Origin of the sequence: Streptomyces sp. NBC_00154 (assembly GCF_026342835.1) — a bacterium.
GTDB lineage: Bacteria > Actinomycetota > Actinomycetes > Streptomycetales > Streptomycetaceae > Streptomyces.
In genome coordinates this window covers 276,789-297,420 of sequence record NZ_JAPEMI010000003.1, presented here as the reverse complement: position 1 = coordinate 297,420, position 20,632 = coordinate 276,789, and the positions used below count along the sequence as shown (strand labels likewise).

Genomic DNA, 20,632 nt, shown 5'->3' with positions numbered 1-20,632 from the left:
ACGTTCATCAGAACGGCCGCCAGTCAGAAGTCGGAGCACCCTCAGGGCCAATGCCACTTAGATAAGCGGTCTGGTAATCGGTCGTCCACATATGCACAGGGACACGCCCGGGGTGTTTGTGGATGGTCAACTGATCCGGTTGCCGCACTTCCTTCCTGCCGGTGAACCGGTTATGTTCCTCGCTCATGGGCGGGGTGCGGGATAACGTGGTGCCGGTTTCTGGTGTGCGCTTGACCGACCGGGTGGGTGTCGGGGTTCTGACACGTTTGGTTCATCGGGACCTGGTCGATGAGGTACTCGCGGAGACGGGCCGTACAGAGAAACGGTCACGTTTGCTGCCGGCGCGTGTCGTCGTCTATTACGTGATGGCTCTGTGTCTGTTCTTCGGCGAGTCGTACGAGGAAGTGATGCGTCTTCTCGTCAACGGCCTACGTTTTCTGGGGACATGGCGGAAGGACTGGACGATTCCCACGACGGGTGCGATTTCCCAGGCGCGCCGGCGTCTGGGTTCGGAGCCGCTGCGGGTGCTGTTCGAGCGGGTGGCATTGCCCTGCGCGCAGCGGGGCACGCAGGGAGCGTGGATGGGTCGGTGGCGTCTGATGGCCATTGACGGGTTCGTCCTGGATATTCCTGACACCCCAGCAAATGATGGGGAGTTCGGCCGGTCCGGGGGCACACGAAGTCCCGCACCTTTCCCCCAGGTGAAGATCGTGGGGCTGGGTGAATGCGGGACTCATGCTGTGGTGGCGGCCCGGCTGGGTCCCTGGCGCGTGGACGAAGGCGTTCTCGCCGGGGAACTCGTCGCCGATTTCGAACCAGGCATGCTGGTTACCGCCGACCGGGGATTTTACGCATATCGTCTGTGGGAAGCGGCCGCGGCAACCGGTGCTGATTTGCTGTGGCGCATGCCCGACGGCCCTCATCTGCCGGTAGTCCGGCCGCTGAAGGACGGATCCTATGAGTCGTTCCTGCTTGACCCGAAGGTCCGTCGGCGGCGCGCAGTCCAGCGTCACCGCGGGTCGGACAACATAGAGGAGCCGTCCGGGATTCCGGTCCGTGTCGTCGAATACGAAGTGACGAACCGCGAAGGTAGAGGAGAGATCTTCTGCCTGATCACCACCGTTATGGACCCGGACGAGGCTGGTGCCGCTGAACTCGCCGCTGCCTATGCCGAACGGTGGGAGTTCGAGTCCAGCCTTGACGAGATCAAGACCCACCAACGCGGCCGCGGCGGTGTATTGCGCTCGAAAACACCGGACATGGTCGAGCAGGAGATCTGGGCACTGCTCCTGACCCACTACGCGGTCCGGCACCTGATGTGTGAGGCAGCCGAACAGGCCGACATCGACCCGGACCGCCTATCGTTCATGCGGTCACTTCGTATCATCCGCCGCCAGATCACAGGCCAGGCGGGTTTTTCCCCCTGACCGCCTCGCGAAGGCCCTTGAAGTCGCCCGCACGGAAATAATAGAAAGGCCCAACCCCCGTCGGAGACACCGCACCAGCCCACGAGCCGTAAAGCGTGTCCACGTCCACGCCTACAGAAAGAAGCAGCCCACCGAAACCATCATCCACCACCCCGACCCACCCCACATCAAAATCCTCGCCGTTTCCTAACTAAGTGGCATTGCCCTCAGGGCAGGGCCGATTTGCCCGCCACTCGACATGGCACAACTTCGTTTCAATGTGAATCTTATGTGAGTGGGATATGTCACGCAGGGCCTTCCGTGCTTTCCAGCGCCGCGAATTTGAGCCGCGCAACCACCACAAGACAGTGTGATTTGTTTGAACAGGGCAAGTGACGCGTCACATCATGTAAAGTCCGCATGCCGGCACTCAACAGCGGTGCTCTGGCACCCAGTTCGGCCCCTCAGCGATGCCGTGGCGCATCTAATGGCTACTCAGAGTTCATCACCATCATGTGAAAGCAAGGTATTGCAGTGCACAAGCGCAAGCCGCGGTGGCGGCTGCCACTCACGATCACGGCAGGTGCGCTGGCAGCAGCGAGCGTCACAGCCGTTCCGCTGCTCGCCCAAGCGTCCGCACCGGATAGGCAAACCGCCGGCCGGCAACAGGCATTCGAGCAGGCCGCAGCCGAGTACGACGTTCCCCTGTCGGTCCTTCTCGGTGTGGCGTACCACGAGTCGGCCTGGGAAGCACATCCCGGTGAACGCAGCACCAGCGGCGGCTACGGTCCGATGCATCTGACGGATGTGACGCCCGAGATGATGGCCGGTGGTGACACGGGAGCGGCCGGCCGCGGGGATTTGAAGGAGATGGTTGCCGACCCTTCCCTGCACACCCTCCAGACGGCGGCGAAGCTGACCGGATTGCCTGCCGGGAAGCTGCGCGACAATGAGGTCGCCAACATCCGCGGCGGCGCTGCTCTGCTGGCCTCTTACGCAAAGGCCACGACCGGGCACACGCCGGTAGATCCGGGCCAGTGGTATGCCGCTGTGGCCCGCTACGGCGGCTCCAAGCAGGAGCGCGGGGCAAAGGCGTTCGCCGACCGCGTCTTTGCGACGGTCAAGAAGGGTGTCGGCGAAACAACCCAGGACGGGCAGCAAGTCCGGCTGAACGCCGTCGCGGATGTCCGGCCGGCCACGGGCCAGTTGGCCGGGCTTCGTCTGAAAGCGACGGCCGCTGCGGAGACCGAGTGCCCGCCAACACTGGACTGCGCCTTCGTTCCCGCTGCGTCTGCCAACGGCCAGGTGTCCAACCGGCCCGCCAACAACATCCTGATTGATTCCATCGTCATCCATGACACCGAGTCGTCCTACGAGTCGGCGATCAGTAGCTTCCAGACACCCGGCGGCGGTTCAGCGCACTACGTGATCCGGTCGTCTGACGGTGCCGTGACCCAAATGGTGCCCACCAAGGACCTCTCCTTCCACGCAGGCAACTACTCGACCAACATGCATTCGATCGGTATCGAGCATGAGGGCTACGCTGCATCCGGAGGCACCTGGTACACCCAGGCCCAGTACGAGACAAGCGCGGAACTCGTTGCGTACCTGGCCGACCGTTTCGACATTCCGCTGGATCGGCAGCACATTATCGGGCACGACAACGTCCCTGGGCCGAATTCTTCCCTCGTCTCCGGCATGCACTGGGACCCGGGTCCGTCCTGGGACTGGGAGCGGTACATGCGTCTCCTCCATGCCCCCGCGAAGGGCGTTCACGGCGTCGGGCCGATCGGATCGGCGGTCACCATCACCCCCAGCTTCGCCCGGAATCAGCAGACTGTGCAGGTCTGCCCAACTGACGATCCGACGGGTGCCACACCCGAATGCGCTGAACGGCGCCAGCCGTCGAACTTCGTCTACCTGCACTCAGCACCCAGCCGCACCGCTCCGCTCTTCGGCGACCAGGCCATTCACACGGACGGTATCGGGACCAACCGGGTCAACGACTGGGGCAGCACTGCGCAGGCAGGGCAACAGTTCGTCGTCGCAGGTCACCAGGGTGATTGGACAGCTATTTGGTACAGCGGTACCAAGGTGTGGTTCCACAGCCCGTACGGACGCAACACGACTCCCGCCCGCGGCGTAACCGTGGTCAAGGCTGCCGGGGATGCGCCCGCAGCGGTGTACGGCAGCAGCTACCCGGACAAGGACGAATATCCCGCCGGGCTTTCGCCCTCCACCCAGGCTCCGCTGAGCTTCTACAGCGTCCCCGCCGGCCAGGCGTATGTCGCGACCAGTGAGGCCGCGGCCACCGACGACTACTTCCCCTCCAGCGGCAGCGTCGTGACCGGCGGCAAAAAGATGTACACCATTCAATACAACCATCGAGTCGGGCTGGTGTACGAGTCCGACGTGACGACAGCGCCCTGATCGTCCGACCGTAAACGTCTGGCCGGCCAGCCGACGAGCGACCACCCGGATGCCGGTCAGTCGCCATGGCTCCTTGCCCGGACGCACCGGTCGAGGCGAAGACGGCGAGGGGGCCCTCCGTCGCCGTCTTCGTGGCTCCGCAATGGCTTCTGGCCTTCGAGTCCGGCACGACTTCCCCCTTGTTGTTGATGATCTTGGGGCGTCACCGGGCCCGAAGGCATCGGCAGAACGCTGATGAGCGGCTTGGGCACCGGCTTCACCCGAACCGGAAGTGCCTTCAGTAACGCGGATGTGGCAGCTCGGTGCCGTGCGAGGGCCGGACGAAAGCGTGAATGGAGGGGCCCGCACGTGATCGGCACCGGCGACACCGACGTCTGCCTCGGCCTGGGCGTCGGCAAGGGCGAACACCGCGCCACCCTCGCCGGCAGGAGGTTGTTCGGCAAGTGCCCGCCCGAAACCGAACCCAAACTCCGGGAGCTGTTCGCGAAGCTTCAGGCGAAGCACCGGACCGTGCTCATCGTGGTCGACCAGCCCGCCTCGATCGGGGCTCTACCGTCGGCGGTGGCCCGGGACATGGGCTGTCCTGCCACCTACCTGCCGGGCTGACGACGCGGCGACCCCTACTCGGGTGGGGCCAAGACCGACGCGAAGGACGCGTTCATCATTGCCAACGGCGCTGCCGCGATGCCTCGCACGCGAGGCCACCCGGGTTGCCGACCGGCTTCACGGCCTGCGCACCGGCTTGGCCTCCACCCTCGATCACACAAACTCACTGGTCGCCGACCTTGACCAAACGCGTAGGCCCCCGGGTTCTGGCCGGTAGGCACACGCAGGAGGCCTGCAAGTGGTTGTGCCACAACATTGCGAGAAGCCTTCCGGCTCCGTCGCCGGGGCCGTCGTCCCATGCCCTCTCGCAGCACGGCACCGGCCCTCCCCGGATCAGGCATGGCGGTCCCCGCAGGCGGCTCCATGCCCGTAATCATCCGATTCTGTGCCGTTTCACCCCTTCAGGCGGACTGGAGGCCACGGTCTGCTTGCACCGTGTCACGCACATCCTTGTTGCGGTGACACGCATCGTCGCGATGCGGCCGCTCTTCAGGGGCGAGTCAGTGTCGGTGGCGCGAATACGCTGGCGCGGGGCTCATTCGGCCCGTGTCGGGACGCGGAGTGACCCAACCACTGATCAACAATGTGTCAATGCTTTAATGGCACTGTTGGGGGCGGTGCCAGAGTCTTGGGCTGGGGATCATGCGCAGCCTGCCACCCATATGAACCTTGTACTCAGAGATGTGATTTGATCCGTTTGGTCGGGTCGTAAGCCCACGAAAGCACTGTGTTGTGCCTGCTACCTGCCACCTTGACGACGGCCGACAGCACCCCGCTGCCCCGGTGCTGTCACAGGAACGGGCCGATCCCGTTCATGGGGCGGACTCGATCCGAGCAGCCCCGTGACTGTCAGTGGCCACAGCTCCTGCCGCTCCGAAACAAGCCATGCAGCGCGTAACACCCTGCCGCGGTCGCCAGGAGCGCGACCTGGGACCAGTTGCCGGAGCCGTCCGTGACCACGCGGTCGCTGCGTGGTCACGCTCCTGAACAGCCGCAACCGGAGGAACGGAGACCGCACGATCATGCATTTCGAGGCGTCCCCCACAACAAATTCCCTTGAAGAGGCCGTTGCTGTCTTTGTGCAGCACCGGACACGTCTCTTCGGAATCGCCTACCGCGTGCTCGGCAGCGCGGTCGAGGCTGAGGACGTCGTCCAGGAAGCGTGGCTGCGCTGGCAGAAGACCGACCGCTCCGTGGTGGTCAGCCCGGTGGCCTTCCTCACGAGTACGACGACCCGCTTGGCCATCAACGTTGCGCAGTCTGCGCGGGTGCGTCGGGAAACCTATATAGGACCATGGCTGCCTGAGCCCATCGACACAAGCTCCGACCCTGAGGTAGGCGCGCAGCGTGCGGAGGCTCTGGAGCTGGCTCTGCTTCTGGTGTTGGAGAAGCTGAGTCCCACTGAACGTGCCGCATACGTGCTGCGCGAGGCGTTCGATTACACCTATCCCGAGATCGCTGAAATCCTTCAACTCACCCTCGTCAACGTGCGGAAGATCGTAAGCCGTGCTCGCAAGCATCTGTCGGCCGAGCAGCGGGTGAGCGTGGACGCGGCAGAACACCGACACCTGCTTAACACCTTCGTATCAGCAGCCCAAACGGGGGACGTGGCCTCGTTGAAAGCCCTCCTCACCACCGATGCAGTCAGTCTTTCCGACGGCAACGGTATCCGGGGGGTCGCTCGTATACCCGTGCTTGGCCGTGCACGCGTGGCCAACCTGGCGACCGCCTATCCGCGGTTCTGGCGGGGCGCGGACCTCAAGTCTGTCGAAGCCAACGGCCGTACAGGCGTGATGATCTACCGAGATGGCGAGCCCACCACGTTCCTGACGATAGCCGCCTCGAAGGAAGGCATCCACAAGCTGATGTGGGTATTCAACGCAAGCAAGATCGCCGCGTTCCTGGATTCGCGCTCCCGCTTCGCAGTGGCTCTCGGCTCTGCGCCGGGGGTCTGTGGCCCCGCCAGGGTGACGAGGAGGCCTGGGGGAGAACAACGAAGGCTCCCGACTGAGCCTGATGCCGGACCACACGGGCAGGACACGTGATCGAATGAGGCCACACGCGCCCTTCTGCGGCGTGGAGCGCCGGTAGGAACAGCTGCCGAGGGGCCACGACCGACCTGACGCTTTCCTGCGGGACGCGGTGTCCGGCTGGCGCACATGGTGGCTGTCGTGTTGCCGAAGCAGTCGTGGGGCAGACCTCTCAGGAGTGATCAGGACCAGCGGTCACCCTTGCTGTGAGGGGCTCTGGTGTGAGCTGGGGCTGCCAGGGGTGGGGGGCTGGTTCCAGGAATGCAGCTTGTCGGGGTTGAGTACGACCCACACTTGTGCGACGTGGTGGTCGGCGATGTCGAGGCTGATGACGGCGGCGACCTGATGGTCGTAGCGGGCGACGAGGCCGGTGCAGCCGTTGACGGACTGAGTGGTCAGTGTGGTGCGCGGGTGGCGGGCCAGGAGCGTCAGCAGGCTGTGTGCGACCTGCCGGCTGCCGTGGACCGGCCTGACCAGTGCCCGGACCTTGCCGCCGCCGTCGAAGAACGCCGTGGCGTCCGGGCAGAGAAGCGAGGACAGCAGCCCGGCATCCTCCGTCAGACAGGCATGGCGGACGGCGCGGACGAGGGCTTCGTGCCTTTCCGGCGTCGTGGGATGTGAGCGCTGCACCCGCAGGTGCTGGCGCGCCCGGTCGGCGAGTTCGGCGCACTCCGGCTCGGTGCGTCCCACGATGTCGGCGACTGCATCGGGGGGCATTCCGGCGTACTTGAGTACGAATGCCGCCCGCTCGGCCGGCGACAGGGAATCCAGAGCGTTCAGCAGAACCCAGGTGACCTCCTCTTCCAGCCGCTGCTTCGGCCCCTCCGCATCTTGCGCCTGCGTACGGACACCCCTTCTCCGGCCGGCTGCACCCCGGTCGGGCAAGCGGTCCAGACAAATCCCGCCCACGGTCTTCGCGAGCCAGGGCCGGGGCGCCGTGATCTGCCGACGCGCCGCACCGGACAGCCCGTACCACCGGCGGTAGGTCTCATCGACAACGCTCTCCGCCTCACCGGTGCTGCCCAGCATCCAGTAGGCGACATTCAGCAGATACCGACGCTCGTTGAGCAACTCCGCGATCGGCACCGCGTCAGCGTGGTCCATACGGCATCCTTCCTCTCGCACGGCACCACACAACGGGGCCTCATGCATCCATCTTGTCGCAGTTCAGGAGGGCTTCAGCGGTATCGGCGGACCGATGGCAGGATGCCACTACGCCCCCTGTGCCCGGGGAGACGGCTGTGGTAGCCGAGGGCTGAGTGCCTGCGCACGGGATACCTCCTCTATTTCTCGGCTTGACCTGTTAGACCGGGCAGGCATGAGTCTTGTGACATGAGCTTCCACATCGGATCCCGAAGACTCGGGCACCGTCCTTTCGCCAGGGGCTCTTGGCTGCTGAACGAGGGAACTACGTCATGTGGCGCGAACGAGCGGCTTGTCTCCACGAAGACCCTCATCGACCACACGGAGACCATGCCTGACCAGCGAAAACCCTCCGACCACGTCCGATAGGACAACGGCTTCTGACTCACTCGGCTTGGATTGGCGTGCATGGCTTGGGCAACATCTGGGTGGCCGGTGCGGTCTGAGCCGCAGGCCTTGAGCCGTCGGAGATGACGGCCGCGCAGCAGCGCCGGTGGGGCTCCTTGTTCCAAGAGCGCGGGACGTCGAGGTGGGGATCGACGACAACATGCCGGCTGCGGCGGAGCGAACGAGGTGGAGGGTCATTCGGGAAGCCTCGATCCGGCCTCCGGCCTGCAGTCCCGGTGCACTGATGCTCACCATGCCCTCCTTGAGGTCATCGGTGTCGAAGACGAAACCCCCGCATGGCGACTGCCGGAACCAGTGCGCTCGAAGGGAACCATGCGCGACTCCGCGAAAACCCTCGCCTGAACTGATCAGAGACAACGGGTCAGACTGAAACGGCCGATGCCATCCCGATGAATCTGTTGGACTTCGACCTGATCCGCCTCGGCCCGGATCCCGCCCCGGGTCACCCGCTCCGGGTCACTGTTGGCCCGCTTGATGGCCATGGGCACCGCGTGAGTCGTGTCGAAGACCTCATCGACAACGTAGTACAGCCAAACGCGTTGGCAGTCGGCGGTGTGGAATTGCAGGCCCACCAGCCACTTGTCGTGATCCATGAGTCGCGAGCCAGCGGGAACTCGCTCACTGTCTGCAGGATCATGCCCGCTCCAATCAGAGAAGCCGGACCCCGGAACTCTCTCGGCACTTGCACCGACCGTGGATGCGCCCCGTGCAAGATACGTGTCCGTCTGCGACATGCTGTTTCATCTCCATTCCGACCAGGGCAATCACGTCGGAGTACGGGGTACCGTCCAGATATAGACATGATTGGGGCGATTTGCTCTTCTGTGCATTTGACCGAGTGGCGGGCGGTTTTGTGACACCTGCAGGCCGGCCTTACGGGCGGACCGACGGCTCACGCGGCCGGCTGCCGCCGGCAATCACAGGTGTGTCACCCCGGCATCCCGCGCACCGGACAGCTCCGACACCGTGGCGTCCTATCGGTTGTTCGTGGTCAGTCGACGAGACGGGCGAGGTGTCGGTTTCGATGACGAGTTGGTCGTTGGCCGAGTGCCGGCAGCTCCGCGACCGCTCAGTGACCTGGCGGCCGCGGGAGGAATCAGCGTGCCGTCCACGATCAGCGGTGTTTCTTCGCCGAGTGAGAGCGGGGCGACCTGCCGCAGCGTCACGTGCGACCTTACGCAGCGGCCAGAACCCGGGCCTTGAGTGGCGGGCGCCTTCAAAGTCCGTCACCGACGGCTGCGTTGCTTATGGCTGCTGAACTTGGGGGAAGCTGGTAAAGAGCGTTGGAGATGGCTCTCATCCGCTCGTTGAGGTCTACGAGTTTCTGGCGAAGTTCGTTGACGCGGGCCTCCAGGTCGGTGGCTTCGGCGGCTAGCGACATGACTGTGGCCGCGATGTCGATTTGGTTCTCAGTGGATCGGGTCATCGTGTGTCCTTCTGCGGCAGAGACCGGATGAATGTGGCCGCCACGACCCCACGGAGTCATCTGGCGCGTGGGAAGGCCTGCCCTGCCGGGACGGCAGTCGCGGAACCCCGGGGGGGGTGCCTGGGAAGTGCTGCCGGCGCAGCACGCTTCCTGAGCCAGGCAGCTGATGAGCCGACAGACAGCATCTGCCGCCGGCCGGCGGGGGCCACTCGCAGGACCTACTGCTGCTGCGCGAGCCAGTCGACGAACCGGGTCCCGGCGATGTGCGCGTCCCTGGTTGTGCGAGGTCATTCGGCAAGCTTTCCGTCGGTCGAGACCTCCTCCATCAGGGAGGAAACCTCGTCCGGGATGGCTGGAATGCTTTCGCGGGTGATACCCGCCGTCGGGGACCACACGAGATTGACCTGCAGAGCGGGATCCAAGTCGGGGTAGTCGCTGCGGTTGTGACAGCCACGAGTCTCACGACGCTCCAGTGCGGCTTCGAGGGTGGCCCGGGCTGCCAGGGCGGCGGACTTGAGATCAAAGGCGTGCGCCAGGTCCTGATAGCCGGCGATGTCCGGGTGCACGCCGATGTCCGCCATCCTCTTCTCGATCGCTGTGAGCTCCGCCAGTCCGGCGCGCAGGCCTTCTTCGTCGCGTACGACTCCCGCATGCTCGGTCATGGTGTTGCGGATGGCGCGCTGCAGGGCGCGAACGTTCTCCGGTCCGTCGGCTGCGAGAAGATCGTCGATCTCCGCCCGAGCATGCGCTATCGCCGACGCCGACCGCGGCTGCGCGGTCAGTGACTGCGAGTAGGCGGCGGCTGCCTGGCCTGTGATGCGGCCGAAGACCAGCAGCTCTATGAGACTGTTCCCACCGAGGCGATTGGCGCCGTGCAGCCCGCTCGACGCTTCACCGATGGCGTACAGGCCACGGACGTCAGTGCTGTGGTCCTCGGGACGTACCCACACCCCGCCCATCGAATAGTGCGCAGTGGGCGCGATCTCGATCGGTTCGCGGGTGATGTCCAGCATCTGCAGGTCCAGAAGAGTCTGGTAGACGCGGGGGAGCCGCGTCATGATCGTCTGCCGTGGCAGGTGGGAGACGTCGAGCCACACGCCTCCCTTGGGGCTCCCCCGCCCTTCCTTGATCTCCGTATAGGCAGCCAGGGCCACGCGGTCGCGGGTGGACAGCTCCATACGGTCAGGGTCGTAGCGAGCCATGAACCGTTCCCCGAGCATGTTGCGCAGGATTCCGCCCTCACCCCGAGCGGCCTCGCTGACCAGGGTGCCGGCCGCGTTCTCCGGCTCGATGATCCCGGAAGGGTGGAACTGGACCAGCTCAGGGTCGCGCAGGCGGGCTCCGGCCTCCACGGCCAGGCGGAAGGAGTCGCCCATGTTCTCGTCGCGCCGTGAGGACGTGCGCCGCCAGATACGGGTATGGCCACCCGCAGCAAGAATGACGGCGTCGGCGTGGATCAGGTAGCGCGTACCGTGCGTGAGGTCGAAGCCGTAGGCACCGAAAACGGCGCCATCATGCACCAGCAGCCGAGTGATGTAGATGCCGTCGAGCACGGGGATATTGAGCTGATCGGCGCGCCTGATGAGCGTGCGCTGGATCTCCAGACCGGTGTAGTCGCCGGCGAAGGCAGTACGTCGGAACTTGTGCGCTCCGAAGAAGCGCTGGGAGATACGGCCGTCCTCTTCCCTCGCGAAGGCCATGCCGTAGCGTTCCAGGTCGTCGATGCCTCGGGCGGCGCCCTGAGTGACGATCTGGGCGGTGCGAGGGTCGGCGAGCAGATAACTCTCCTTGAGAGTGTCGGCTGCGTGCTGTTGCCAGCTGTCCTCGGGGTCAATGGTGGCCAGCGCTGCGTTGATTCCTCCGGCAGCAAGTGCCGTATGGGCATCCTCCTTGGGGCGCTTGCCGACCGCGAGGACATCGTTACCGGCCTCAGCCAGTTCGATTGCTGCTCGCAGCCCAGCACCCCCGGTGCCGATCACCAGCACCATGGTGGAAAGACGCTGTTCAGTGATAGCCACGGTCTACTCCGATCGCCTGGGTTGTCACTCACTACGACCAGGCAATCCCGGGATCTGTGACACCCTTCCGTTGCTGGTGCGTCGGTGAACCCATGGTGGGTGGCGGCGACTGACAGCACAGAGGACCAAAGACGGTGTGGGAGCCGGCCCACTGTCGCCCCGCGCCGGGGCGTCACGGCAGGTTGCGGCCCAGGGGGTACGTCCCGGTCGGAGAGGGGCATGTCGTCGACGTCCGACCCGGATGAGATGAGGGACCGGATCAGGTCCATGACATCCCACACGCCGACACTCATGCCTGCCGGCACGTGGTTCTTCCCGCCATCCGGAAGGCGATGAACCGTCGCTCGGACGACTCACCGCGTAGGACGACGCGGTTGCAGCCCTCTGGTTCCGTGTACCCCGTCCAGTGTTCGAGGTCCCCGACGCGGTCCTCCTCGCTCAGGGCCGTGGGGTGACGGGTGAGCCGGCCGGGACCGTGGCCATGTTCCAGATCTTGAAGGTGGCCAGAAAGGCACGGCAACACTACTCGAACAACGGTGCCGCCTCGGCCGTGTGTCTCTTCGCGAAGCGGGACAACTGGGCGACCGTGCAGGTCGCAGTGATCTCCAGCGAGCCTTCCGGCAGTAGCTCCACCCGTGTCCAGTCGGTCCGGCTCAGGTCCACCAGACGCCGCAGGTGCGGCTGCTGCTCGGAGAAGAGATCGGAGAAGAGATACGTACCGCCGCCCAGCCAGGCGTCGCACGGCCGCCAGGGCGCGGGCAATCGGGCGTTTCGTATGTCCACCACCGTGTTCAGGTCTATGACCATTGGTGAAGCAACGAGATCAGGGCCAGCACGACTGGTGGACGCCACGGAAACGCCGACTTCTCCCGCGTGCATTCTGGAGGATCAACCAAGAGGCATTCCGCTCATCTCACCTGGCACTTACGATGTGATAACTCGCAGACACCTGGTGAATGTGAGATGCCGCTGTCCGACCTCTGGACGCCCTTGAGGGGGCGCATCCGGCTGCCGTTACGAGGAGCCGGAGCGCATGCACGTCGAACACCTGCTGGGGGACGAGGGCCTCGGCCTGCGCCTGTTGTGGGCCGAGGACACGCTGCGCGGCGGGAGATCACCGGGGTGCTCAACAGGCGGCGGACGAACTCGGCGTACTGCTCATCGGAACCGAAACCGGAGCCGGGGCTGGCACCGGGACCGGCGGCGAGGCCGAGAACGCCGCCGTGGCAGCTGCGTCGTGGAGCTGCGGGTTCCCGGCCGGGGGCCCGTACCGGGTGATCACCGCGGACGCCGGTGCGCGACAGGCGGGACTGGCGGAAGGAGCTCCCGCGGAGATGGTGGCCCTTGCCGGGACTGGACCCGCAACCCTGGGGCGACTCCCGGACGGCACTACCGCGTCCAGCGCATCGAGCACTTCACCGGCCGGAACCTGTCCAGCCTCGCCGACCGCCTCGACCTGTGAACCGCTCCGCTGTGCCTGGGCACCCCGACGCCGCCGACTACGAACTCACCCGCCGCGGGCGATCGACGTGCACGCTCGTCGACTTCACGCGCGCGGTGACCGTGACGCCGACGGCGAGGTCCAGTTCCTCTACCGCCTCGCGGGTCACGAGCGACACCACATGGTGGGGCCCGGCCTGGACCTCGACCCGGGCCACGACGTCGTCCACAGTCAGGGCGGTGACGATGCCTGTGAACGCGTTGCGCACGGAGGTCGGCGGCGCGTCGCCGGGGATACCGTGCACACCACCGAGAGCACGCTCCTTCGCGAACCGGGCCAGCCCCGCCCCGTCGATCACCCTGTTCCCCGAGCCGTCACGCCCCATCGGCAGCCGCCCACCATCCGCCCACCGGCGCACGGTCTCCGGACTCACCCCCAGCAGGCGCGCGGCCTGTCCAATGCTGTACGTCGGCACACCGAAACCCTAGGCCCTGCCCGGCAGTCTCCCTCGGAGGTCGTGCATGCTGCTGCGTCAGCTGGAATACCTGGTCGCCCTCGCCCGCGAACGACACTTCGTCCGCGCGGCGGCCGCCTGCTTCGTCTCGCAGCCGTCGCTGTCCGCAGCGATCCGCCGTCTCGAACACGAACTCGGCGTACCGATCGTGCGCCGCGGGCGGCGGTACGAGGGGCTGACGCCGGAGGGCGAAGTGGTGCTGGCGTGGGCGCACCGCCTCCTCGCCGAACGGGACGGGCTGCGGCAGGAGTTGTCGGCGTTACGGGACGGCCTGTCCGGCACCCTGCGCCTGGGCGTGGTCCCGACCGCCCTGCCTACCGCCTCCCTCGTCACGAATCCCTTCTGCGAGCGCCACCCGCGGGCCAGGGTGAGCATCGAGTCGCTGTCCTCGGCCGAGATCACGCACGGGCTGGCCGAGTTCGAGCTGGACGCGGCGATGACGTACCTCGACGACGACACCCGGGGCGGAGGTCTGCGCCGGCTGCCCCTGTACGAGGAGCGGTACGTCCTGCTCACTCCCGTCGACGGCCCGCTCGCCACCGCGCCCACGGCCCGCTGGGCGCAGGCCGCCACGCTCCCGTTGTGCCTGCTCGGCCCACGTATGCGCAACCGTCGCATCATCGACGAGTGCTTCGCCGCCGACGGCGCCACCGCCGCGCCGACAATCGAGTCGGACAGCGTCGCCGGACTGTACGCGCACCTGCCCGGTGGCCGCTGGTCGAGCGTGATCTCGCACGCGTGGCTGCACATGTTCGGCGTACCGGACGGCATGCGGGTGGTTCCGCTGGAGGGGCCCGCGCACGGACCGCGGGTCGGGCTGGTCACCGGCCCCGACGACCCGCCCTCGGTTCTCGCCGCGGCCCTGCTCACGGTGGCCCGGGCGGCTGACGTACGACAGGCGCTGAACGAGCTCCTGCGAACCTACCTCGACGGACACGGATGACGACGGGCGGACGGCTGGTGGCCGACGGTGATAGCCGTCGGCTATACGGGCATAGCGAGGTTCGCTTTGACCAGGGCGTTCGATCCAGAGAATCGTGAACTTCACCTATTGGCAACGTAGTTGAGGAGCCGTGACCATGGCCAAGGTGCTCTGCGTCCTGTACGACGACCCCACCGACGGATATCCGACCTCGTACGCCCGTGACGATCTCCCCGTCATCGACCACTACCCCGGTGGCCAGACCACCCCGGCCCCCGAGGCGATCGACTTCACGCCAGGTCGTCTGCTCGGCAGTGTGTCCGGCGAACTCGGTCTGCGTGGCTTTCTGGAGAAGGCCGGGCACACCCTCGTCGTCACCTCGGACAAGGACGGCGCCGGTTCGGTCTTCGACCGGGAGCTGCCCGACGCCGATGTCGTGATCTCGCAGCCGTTCTGGCCCGCGTATCTCACCCCGGAGCGCATCGCCGCCGCCAAGAACCTCAAGCTCGCGATCACCGCGGGCATCGGCTCCGACCACGTCGACCTCGACGCGGCGATCGCGCACGGTGTGACGGTCGCCGAGGTGACGTACAGCAACAGCATCAGCGTCGCCGAGCACGTGGTGCTGATGACGCTGTCGCTCGTGCGGAACTACTTGCCCTCCCACCAGGTGGTCCTGGACGGCGGGTGGAACATCGCGGACTGCGTGGCCCGGTCGTACGACCTGGAGGGCATGCATGTCGGCACGGTCGCCGCCGGGCGCATCGGTCTGGCCGTATTGCGCCGCCTCGCTCCCTTCGACGTCAAGCTGCACTACACCGACCGGTACCGGCTGCCCGAGGACGTCGAGCGGGAGCTGGGGCTGGTCTTCCACGAGAGCGCGGCGGACATGGTGCCGCACTGCGATGTCGTCACCGTCAACGCACCGTTGCATCCCGAGACCGAGGGGCTGTTCGGCGACGAGCTGTTGGCCACAATGAAGCGTGGCGCGTATCTGATCAACACGGCCCGGGCGCGCATTGTCGACCGGGACGCCGTCGAACGTGCCCTGCGCAGTGGTCAGTTGGCGGGTTACGCGGGCGATGTCTGGTACCCGCAGCCGGCCCCCGCCGACCACCCCTGGCGCACGATGCCGCACCACGGCATGACCCCGCACATCTCCGGGTCCTCGCTCTCCGCGCAGGCCCGGTACGCGGCCGGTACCCGAGAGATCCTGGAGTCCTGGTTCGCGGGCCGTCCGATCCGTGACGAGTACCAGATCGTCGATGGAGGAGCCCTGGCCGGAACCGGCGCCCACTCCTACTCGGTGACCCGGTGAGGGTTGGAGGCTGCCGCCCGGCCCGCTCAGGCACGGCCGATGTGCACGTTCGTCGACTTCACCCGAGCGGTGGCCTCGATAGCGACCTCCAGAGCGGCCGGCTGAGCGGGTGTGCCCCGCTCAGCCGGCTGCTGTGGCGACATCGGTGTCCAGCGAGGCCCGCAGCCACTCGTGGGCGGCCCCGAGGGTCGGCTCCGGCGAGCCGGACAGCTCGCCGGTCAGCTCCCAGTACCGGTCGACCATCGGATCGGCGGCCAGGGCCAGCAGCCCGCTGAGCCTGCGGCGGAACTCCGGGCTGTCCTGCAGGCCGCGCGAGTCGGCGTGGGCCGCGACGAAGCAGTCGAGTGCCTGCCCCCGCTTCGGTGCCCGGTTCCCCTTCAGGTCAGCCGCGGCCAGCGTGTACGCATCGAAGAGGCCGTCGTACAGCACGTCGGGGCGGCGGACCTTGTCGGTCCGGTTGCCCGCCGGCCGACGCGGGTCGGTGGCCGGGCAGGGCGCGGTGGCGATGGCGTACAGCCGGGCGAAGGTCAGCACCTGGGCCGGCGTCGGATCCGCCGGTGGCTGCGGTACCGCGTACTCGAGGATCGAGGAGACCAGCCGGGGCGACAGCCGGACGGGCAGGGCTCCCCGCCAGAAGCGCGCCAGCGGCGCCGTACTGGGTGGGGCGGACACCCTGCCGACCAGCCGCAGGCGGTCGGCGCGCTCCTCGGCCGGGCAGTCCCGGATCAGCTGCAGGGCGGCCTCCCGCCAGCGCAGCGCGGTCAGTTGCGAGCCCAGCTCGCGCAGCTGTCCGTCGATGGCGTCCTCCAGCGCGTCCGCCAGACCGTCGCCGTGGTCGAGGACCCGGCCCACTTCCGGCACCGGCAGATCGAGGGTGCGCAGCGAGCGGATCAGCCGCAGCCTTTCCAACGCGTCGGGCCCGTACCGCCGGTGCCCGCCGGCACTGCGCGAGGCCTCGGGCAGCAGACCGCGGTCGGAGTAGAAGCGGACGGTCTTCACGGTGACGCCCGCCTGTTCGGCGAGCTCGCCAATGCTCCACATTCCGTCAGGGGACAAGGCTTGAACCTCCCTCAGGGGGAGTTCCTACCGTACCGGCGAGCGCGGACGACCGGTACGGCCGGCCGCGCGGACCGCGGCACGCAAGGAGGCGATCATGACGGCGTTCGTATTGGTTTCCGGACCTTTCACCGGTGGCTGGATCTGGCGGGAGACCGCCGAACGGCTGCGCGGGTCGGGGGCGGAGGTGCACCCGCTGACCCTCACCGGCCTCGGGGAGCGCCGCCACCTGGCCGGGCCGGGCACCGACCTGGAGACGCACATCGAGGATGTGGTGCAGCTGATCGACCACCTCGACGCGCCGGAGCTGGTGCTGGTCGGCCACGACTACGCCATCCACCCGGTGCTGGGTGCCGCCGATCGCCGCCCGGAGCGGATCGGCCGGGTCGTTCACCTGGACGCCGGCCTGCCGCAGGACGGCGACGCCGCCCTCGCCCTCGTCCCGGACCAGGAAGTCCGCGAGCGGCTGCTGCGCCGGGACGGGGCGGCCGAGCACGACTGGCGGATCCCCGTGCCGAAGCCCGACGAGTGGCATCGCTGGGGCAGCACCGCCGGCCTCCCGGCGGAGGCGTTGGCCCGGCTGGACCGCTACGCCGCGCCGCATCCGTCCGGCACCCTCGTCCAGTCGCTGCGGCTGACCGGGGCGCTCGCCGGACTGCCCACCACTGGCGTCTTCTGCACCGCCGGCGGGGTGACCATCGCCATGGTCGAGACGCTGGTTCGGAGCGGACCGCCGCAGTTCCGGGCGCTCGCCGACCCCCAGGTCACCTTCTTCGAACTCGCCACCGGGCACTGGCCGATGCTCTCCACCCCTGACGAGCTGGCCACTGTTCTGCTCCGGGCGGCCGCCGGCGAGGGGCACCGGATCACCGCGAGCGGCGACGAACAGCCGCCCTTCTACCTCAAGCCCTTCGTGCTGGACGTCCCGGAGCGGCCGCGCGAGCGGATCGGTTCGGTCGACCTCCACCTGCCGGACGCGGACGGGCCCCGGCCCGCCGTCGTGTTCGTTCACGGCGGCCCCGTCGCAGCCGAGCTGCGGCCCACCCCGCGGGACTGGCCGGTCTACACCGGCCACGCCCGGTACGCGGCGAGTCGGGGTGTCGTCGGCGTGACCGTCGACCACGGCCTGTACGCCCTCACCGACTACGCGCAGGCCGCCGAGGACATTGCCGCGGCCGTCGAACTCGTCCGGGGCGACCCGCGGGTGGATGCCGACCGCATCGCCCTGTGGTTCTTCTCCGCCGGTGGGCTGCTCGCCGCCGACTGGCTTGCCGCGCCACCGCCGTGGCTGCGCTGCGTCGCCGCGAACTACCCGGTCCTCGCGCCGCTCCCCGGCTGGAACGCCGTCGACGCGCGGTTCCGCCCCGTGGCCGCGGTGCGGACGGCCGGGGAGCTGCCGATCGTCCTCACCCGGGCCGGCCTGGAGCACGCCGAATTCGCGGCGACCGTCGAGGAGTTCCTGGCCGCCGCCAAGGCCGCCGAAGCCCGGATCGAGACCATCGACGTCCCGGCCGGCCGCCACGGCTTCGACGCGGCCGACCACACCGACGACTCCCGCCGTGCCGTGGCAGCCGCCCACGACGCAGTCCTGGCCCACCTCCAGGCCTGACCGCTACGTGAGGAGATCGACCGGCAGTACACCGACACGCAGGGCGCCTCGATCGTCGGGTTCGCCTTCGCCCACATGAACTACCGGGACAGGCGCAGCTCCGGCTGCTGATCCCAAGTCTCGGCTTCGGTCTACGTCTGCTCGGTGGGCTGCTGGGCGGCCTCGCGTGCGCCGGCGCTGATCAGCCCTGTCTCGTAGGCGACGATGACGGCCTGGACACGGTCACGGAGTCCGAGCTTGGCGAGGATGCGGGCGACGTGCGTCTTGACGGTCGCCTCGGCCAGGTGGAGGCGGGTGGCGAGTTCGGCGTTGCTCAGCCCTCGGGCCAGCAGGCCGAGGACCTCCAGTTCGCGCGGGGTGAGCGAGGCGAGGTCGCGGTGGAGGGCGGCGGTGTCGCTGCCGCGCTGGGCGAACCGCTGCACGAGGCGGCGGGTGATGGCGGGCGCGAGGAGAGCGTCGCCGGTACGGACCGTGCGGACGGCCGCGGTCAGATGCTCGGGGGTGACGTCCTTGAGGAGGAAGCCGCTGGCCCCGGCGGACAGTGCCGCATAGACGTATCGGTCGAGGTCGAAGGTGGTCAGGATGATGACGCGGGGTTCGCCGGGGGCGCCGGTGAGGATGCGGCGGGTGGCCTCCAGGCCGTCCATCTCGGGCATCCGGACGTCCATCAGGACCACGTCGGGACGTGTGCGGCGGACCGCTTCGACCGCTTCGGTTCCGTTGGTCGCCTCGGCGACGACGTCGATGCCGTCGGCGCCGAGGATCAACCGGAATCCGGTGCGCACCAGGGTCTGGTCGTCGGCGAGGAGCACACGCAGCGGCTCGGTCACGGTGCCTCCAAGGGGATCAGCGCCTCCACACGGTACCCGCCGGTCAGCCGCCGGCCGGTGTTCAGGCTTCCGTCGTAGACGGCGAGGCGCTCGCGCAGGCCGATCAGGCCCCGGCCGTTCCCGGTGGCCGCGCCCGCGCCCGGGTGTCCACCGGTGTCGGTGACTTCCACCCGGAGCCGTTCCGGGCCGTATTCGACGGTCACGGCGGCGGTGGCGCCGGACGCGTGCTTCACGGTGTTGGTCAGGGCTTCCTGGACCACGCGGTAGGCGGCGAGTTCGAGGCCGGGCGGGAGGGGGCGGGGCGGGCCGGTCACGGTCAGGTCGACGGGCAGTCCGGTGTCCCGGACCCGTCCGACCAGCGTTTCCAGCTGGTTCAGGCCGGGTTGCGGGGCCAACTCCGCCGCCGTATCGGCCAGGTCTGCACCTCCGTCCGTCCCCTCGCCCTCGTCGGCCATGGTGAGCAGTCCCATGACGTGGCGCAGCTCGGTCATGGCCGCCCGCCCGCCCGCCTCGACGGCCAGCAGCGCCTCGCCGGCCTGCTCAGGAGAGGTGTTCATGATCTTGCGGGCGGCGCCCGCTTGGATGATCATCACGCTGACGTTGTGCGTGACGACGTCGTGCAGTTCGCGGGCGATCCTGGCCCGCTCGTGCTCGACGGCCCGGCGCAGTGCCTCGGCCTGTTCGCGTTCCAGGGCGGAGAGCCGGGTGCGACCCTCGTCGGTCCGGAGTTTCCAGGTACGCAGGCCGACGGCGGCCACGGCCATCGGGACCAGGATCAGCAGGGCGATGTATTCGTTGGGGACGATCGGTGTCACCGAGTTCCCCGAGGTGCCGACCAGGACGACGGACACCGGCAGCGCCGCCAGGGTCGCCACCCGGTACGGGCTGTACACAGCGGCGCTGTAGACGGCGATGACGAACGCGTAGAAGGTGAGCCGCAGGACGCTCTGCGGTGTCGCCAGTGTCGCGGCCGTCACGATGCACAGCACGGCGAGCGGGTAGCGGCGGCGCAGCGCCAGAGAACCCGAGGCGATGACCGCGAGGGTCACCATGAAGGCCATGCCGCCGGGGCCGGACGGGCGCGGCACGACGCGCTCCACGCCGGGTGCGATCTCACGCACCACGACGTTATCGGCGTTGTCGATGCCGTAGTAGACGGTGGCGATTCCGAGTGCCAGTGTCACCAGCGCGTCGAACTGCCAGGCGCGCCGGGTGGGCCGCAGCGGTGGACCGCTCGGAAGCCCGGCGTCGCGGACCGTCCGGCGGGCGGCTTCCCACAGCCGATCCAGCGTCGTACGTACGTCCATCACCGGTTCATTGTCGCCGCCGCGCGGACCTGCGGAGTCCGTCCCGGTGGTCATTCCCACCGCACCGGATACATCACCCGCCTACATCGCAGGGATGACGTTTCCGGGGATCGTCCCAGCGCGGTACCGCAATGGGTTCGGGCGGACGATGCGTGCAGGGCGGGCCTG

At 67.7% G+C, this 20,632-nt stretch carries 14 protein-coding genes and 2 pseudogenes; 7 read left to right on the top strand and 9 right to left on the bottom strand.

What is annotated here, in order from left to right; translation table 11 throughout:
- Positions 1 to 185: 185 nt before the first annotated feature.
- The 4 genes and pseudogenes from OHA03_RS46235 (at position 186) to OHA03_RS46220 (ending at position 6,487) form a co-directional block, all read left to right on the top strand.
- The gene (locus tag OHA03_RS46235) at positions 186 to 1,427 is read left to right on the top strand and encodes an IS4 family transposase (protein ID WP_267003062.1); all 1,242 of its coding nucleotides are present in this window, start codon (positions 186 to 188) and stop codon (positions 1,425 to 1,427) included.
- 513 nt (positions 1,428 to 1,940) lie between these two features.
- Positions 1,941 to 3,836, top strand: a complete 1,896-nt coding sequence (locus OHA03_RS46230; RefSeq protein WP_267009925.1) for an N-acetylmuramoyl-L-alanine amidase — start codon at positions 1,941 to 1,943, stop codon at positions 3,834 to 3,836.
- Between the two features lie 414 nt (positions 3,837 to 4,250).
- A pseudogene (locus OHA03_RS46225) lies at positions 4,251 to 4,532 on the top strand (transposase); the annotation flags it as partial.
- A gap of 932 nt (positions 4,533 to 5,464) precedes the next feature.
- A complete protein-coding gene (locus OHA03_RS46220; protein ID WP_267009963.1) occupies positions 5,465 to 6,487 on the top strand; it encodes a sigma-70 family RNA polymerase sigma factor in 1,023 nt (340 codons plus the stop codon).
- 180 nt (positions 6,488 to 6,667) lie between these two features.
- Here the strand turns inward: OHA03_RS46220 and OHA03_RS46215 are convergent, their stop codons facing one another.
- The 6 genes and pseudogenes from OHA03_RS46215 to OHA03_RS46190 all read right to left on the bottom strand — a co-directional run bounded on the left by OHA03_RS46215 (position 6,668) and on the right by OHA03_RS46190 (position 13,383).
- Positions 6,668 to 7,576 carry an RNA polymerase subunit sigma gene (locus OHA03_RS46215; protein WP_267009924.1) on the bottom strand — a complete coding sequence of 303 codons (909 nt, stop codon included), beginning with the start codon at positions 7,574 to 7,576 and terminating at the stop codon, positions 6,668 to 6,670.
- A gap of 794 nt (positions 7,577 to 8,370) precedes the next feature.
- Positions 8,371 to 8,616 (bottom strand): hypothetical protein, encoded by a 246-nt coding sequence (locus OHA03_RS46210; protein ID WP_267009923.1) that lies wholly within the window; start codon positions 8,614 to 8,616, stop codon positions 8,371 to 8,373.
- A gap of 623 nt (positions 8,617 to 9,239) precedes the next feature.
- Positions 9,240 to 9,449: a hypothetical protein gene (locus tag OHA03_RS46205; protein ID WP_267009922.1), complete on the bottom strand. Its 210-nt coding sequence runs from the start codon at positions 9,447 to 9,449 to the stop codon at positions 9,240 to 9,242.
- 287 nt (positions 9,450 to 9,736) lie between these two features.
- Positions 9,737 to 11,437, bottom strand: a complete 1,701-nt coding sequence (locus tag OHA03_RS46200) for an L-aspartate oxidase (RefSeq protein WP_267009962.1) — start codon at positions 11,435 to 11,437, stop codon at positions 9,737 to 9,739.
- A 555-nt stretch (positions 11,438 to 11,992) separates the two neighbouring features.
- Positions 11,993 to 12,268 (bottom strand): annotated as a pseudogene (locus OHA03_RS46195) (FAD-binding molybdopterin dehydrogenase); the annotation flags it as partial.
- Positions 12,269 to 12,966: 698 nt separating this feature from the next.
- Positions 12,967 to 13,383 carry a molybdopterin-binding protein gene (locus OHA03_RS46190; RefSeq protein WP_267009921.1) on the bottom strand — a complete coding sequence of 139 codons (417 nt, stop codon included), beginning with the start codon at positions 13,381 to 13,383 and terminating at the stop codon, positions 12,967 to 12,969.
- Positions 13,384 to 13,429: 46 nt separating this feature from the next.
- Here OHA03_RS46190 and OHA03_RS46185 point away from each other — a divergent pair, with 46 nt between their 5' ends.
- Positions 13,430 to 14,365: a LysR family transcriptional regulator gene (locus OHA03_RS46185; RefSeq protein ID WP_267009920.1), complete on the top strand. Its 936-nt coding sequence runs from the start codon at positions 13,430 to 13,432 to the stop codon at positions 14,363 to 14,365.
- Between the two features lie 136 nt (positions 14,366 to 14,501).
- A complete protein-coding gene (locus OHA03_RS46180) occupies positions 14,502 to 15,662 on the top strand; it encodes an NAD-dependent formate dehydrogenase (RefSeq protein WP_267009919.1) in 1,161 nt (386 codons plus the stop codon).
- 120 nt (positions 15,663 to 15,782) lie between these two features.
- Here OHA03_RS46180 and OHA03_RS46175 read toward each other — a convergent pair whose 3' ends face one another.
- Positions 15,783 to 16,718 carry a MerR family transcriptional regulator gene (locus tag OHA03_RS46175; RefSeq protein WP_267009918.1) on the bottom strand — a complete coding sequence of 312 codons (936 nt, stop codon included), beginning with the start codon at positions 16,716 to 16,718 and terminating at the stop codon, positions 15,783 to 15,785.
- Positions 16,719 to 16,815: 97 nt separating this feature from the next.
- On the opposite strand from OHA03_RS46175, the gene OHA03_RS46170 reads away from it, so the two are divergent.
- The gene (locus OHA03_RS46170; RefSeq protein ID WP_267009917.1) at positions 16,816 to 18,327 is read left to right on the top strand and encodes an alpha/beta fold hydrolase; all 1,512 of its coding nucleotides are present in this window, start codon (positions 16,816 to 16,818) and stop codon (positions 18,325 to 18,327) included.
- A gap of 131 nt (positions 18,328 to 18,458) precedes the next feature.
- On the opposite strand, the gene OHA03_RS46165 is transcribed toward OHA03_RS46170, so the two are convergent.
- Positions 18,459 to 19,157, bottom strand: a complete 699-nt coding sequence (locus OHA03_RS46165) for a response regulator transcription factor (RefSeq protein ID WP_267009916.1) — start codon at positions 19,155 to 19,157, stop codon at positions 18,459 to 18,461.
- Positions 19,154 to 20,518: a sensor histidine kinase gene (locus OHA03_RS46160; RefSeq protein WP_267009915.1), complete on the bottom strand. Its 1,365-nt coding sequence runs from the start codon at positions 20,516 to 20,518 to the stop codon at positions 19,154 to 19,156. Before OHA03_RS46160 ends, OHA03_RS46165 begins: the two co-directional genes overlap by 4 nt.
- Positions 20,519 to 20,632: the final 114 nt, after the last annotated feature.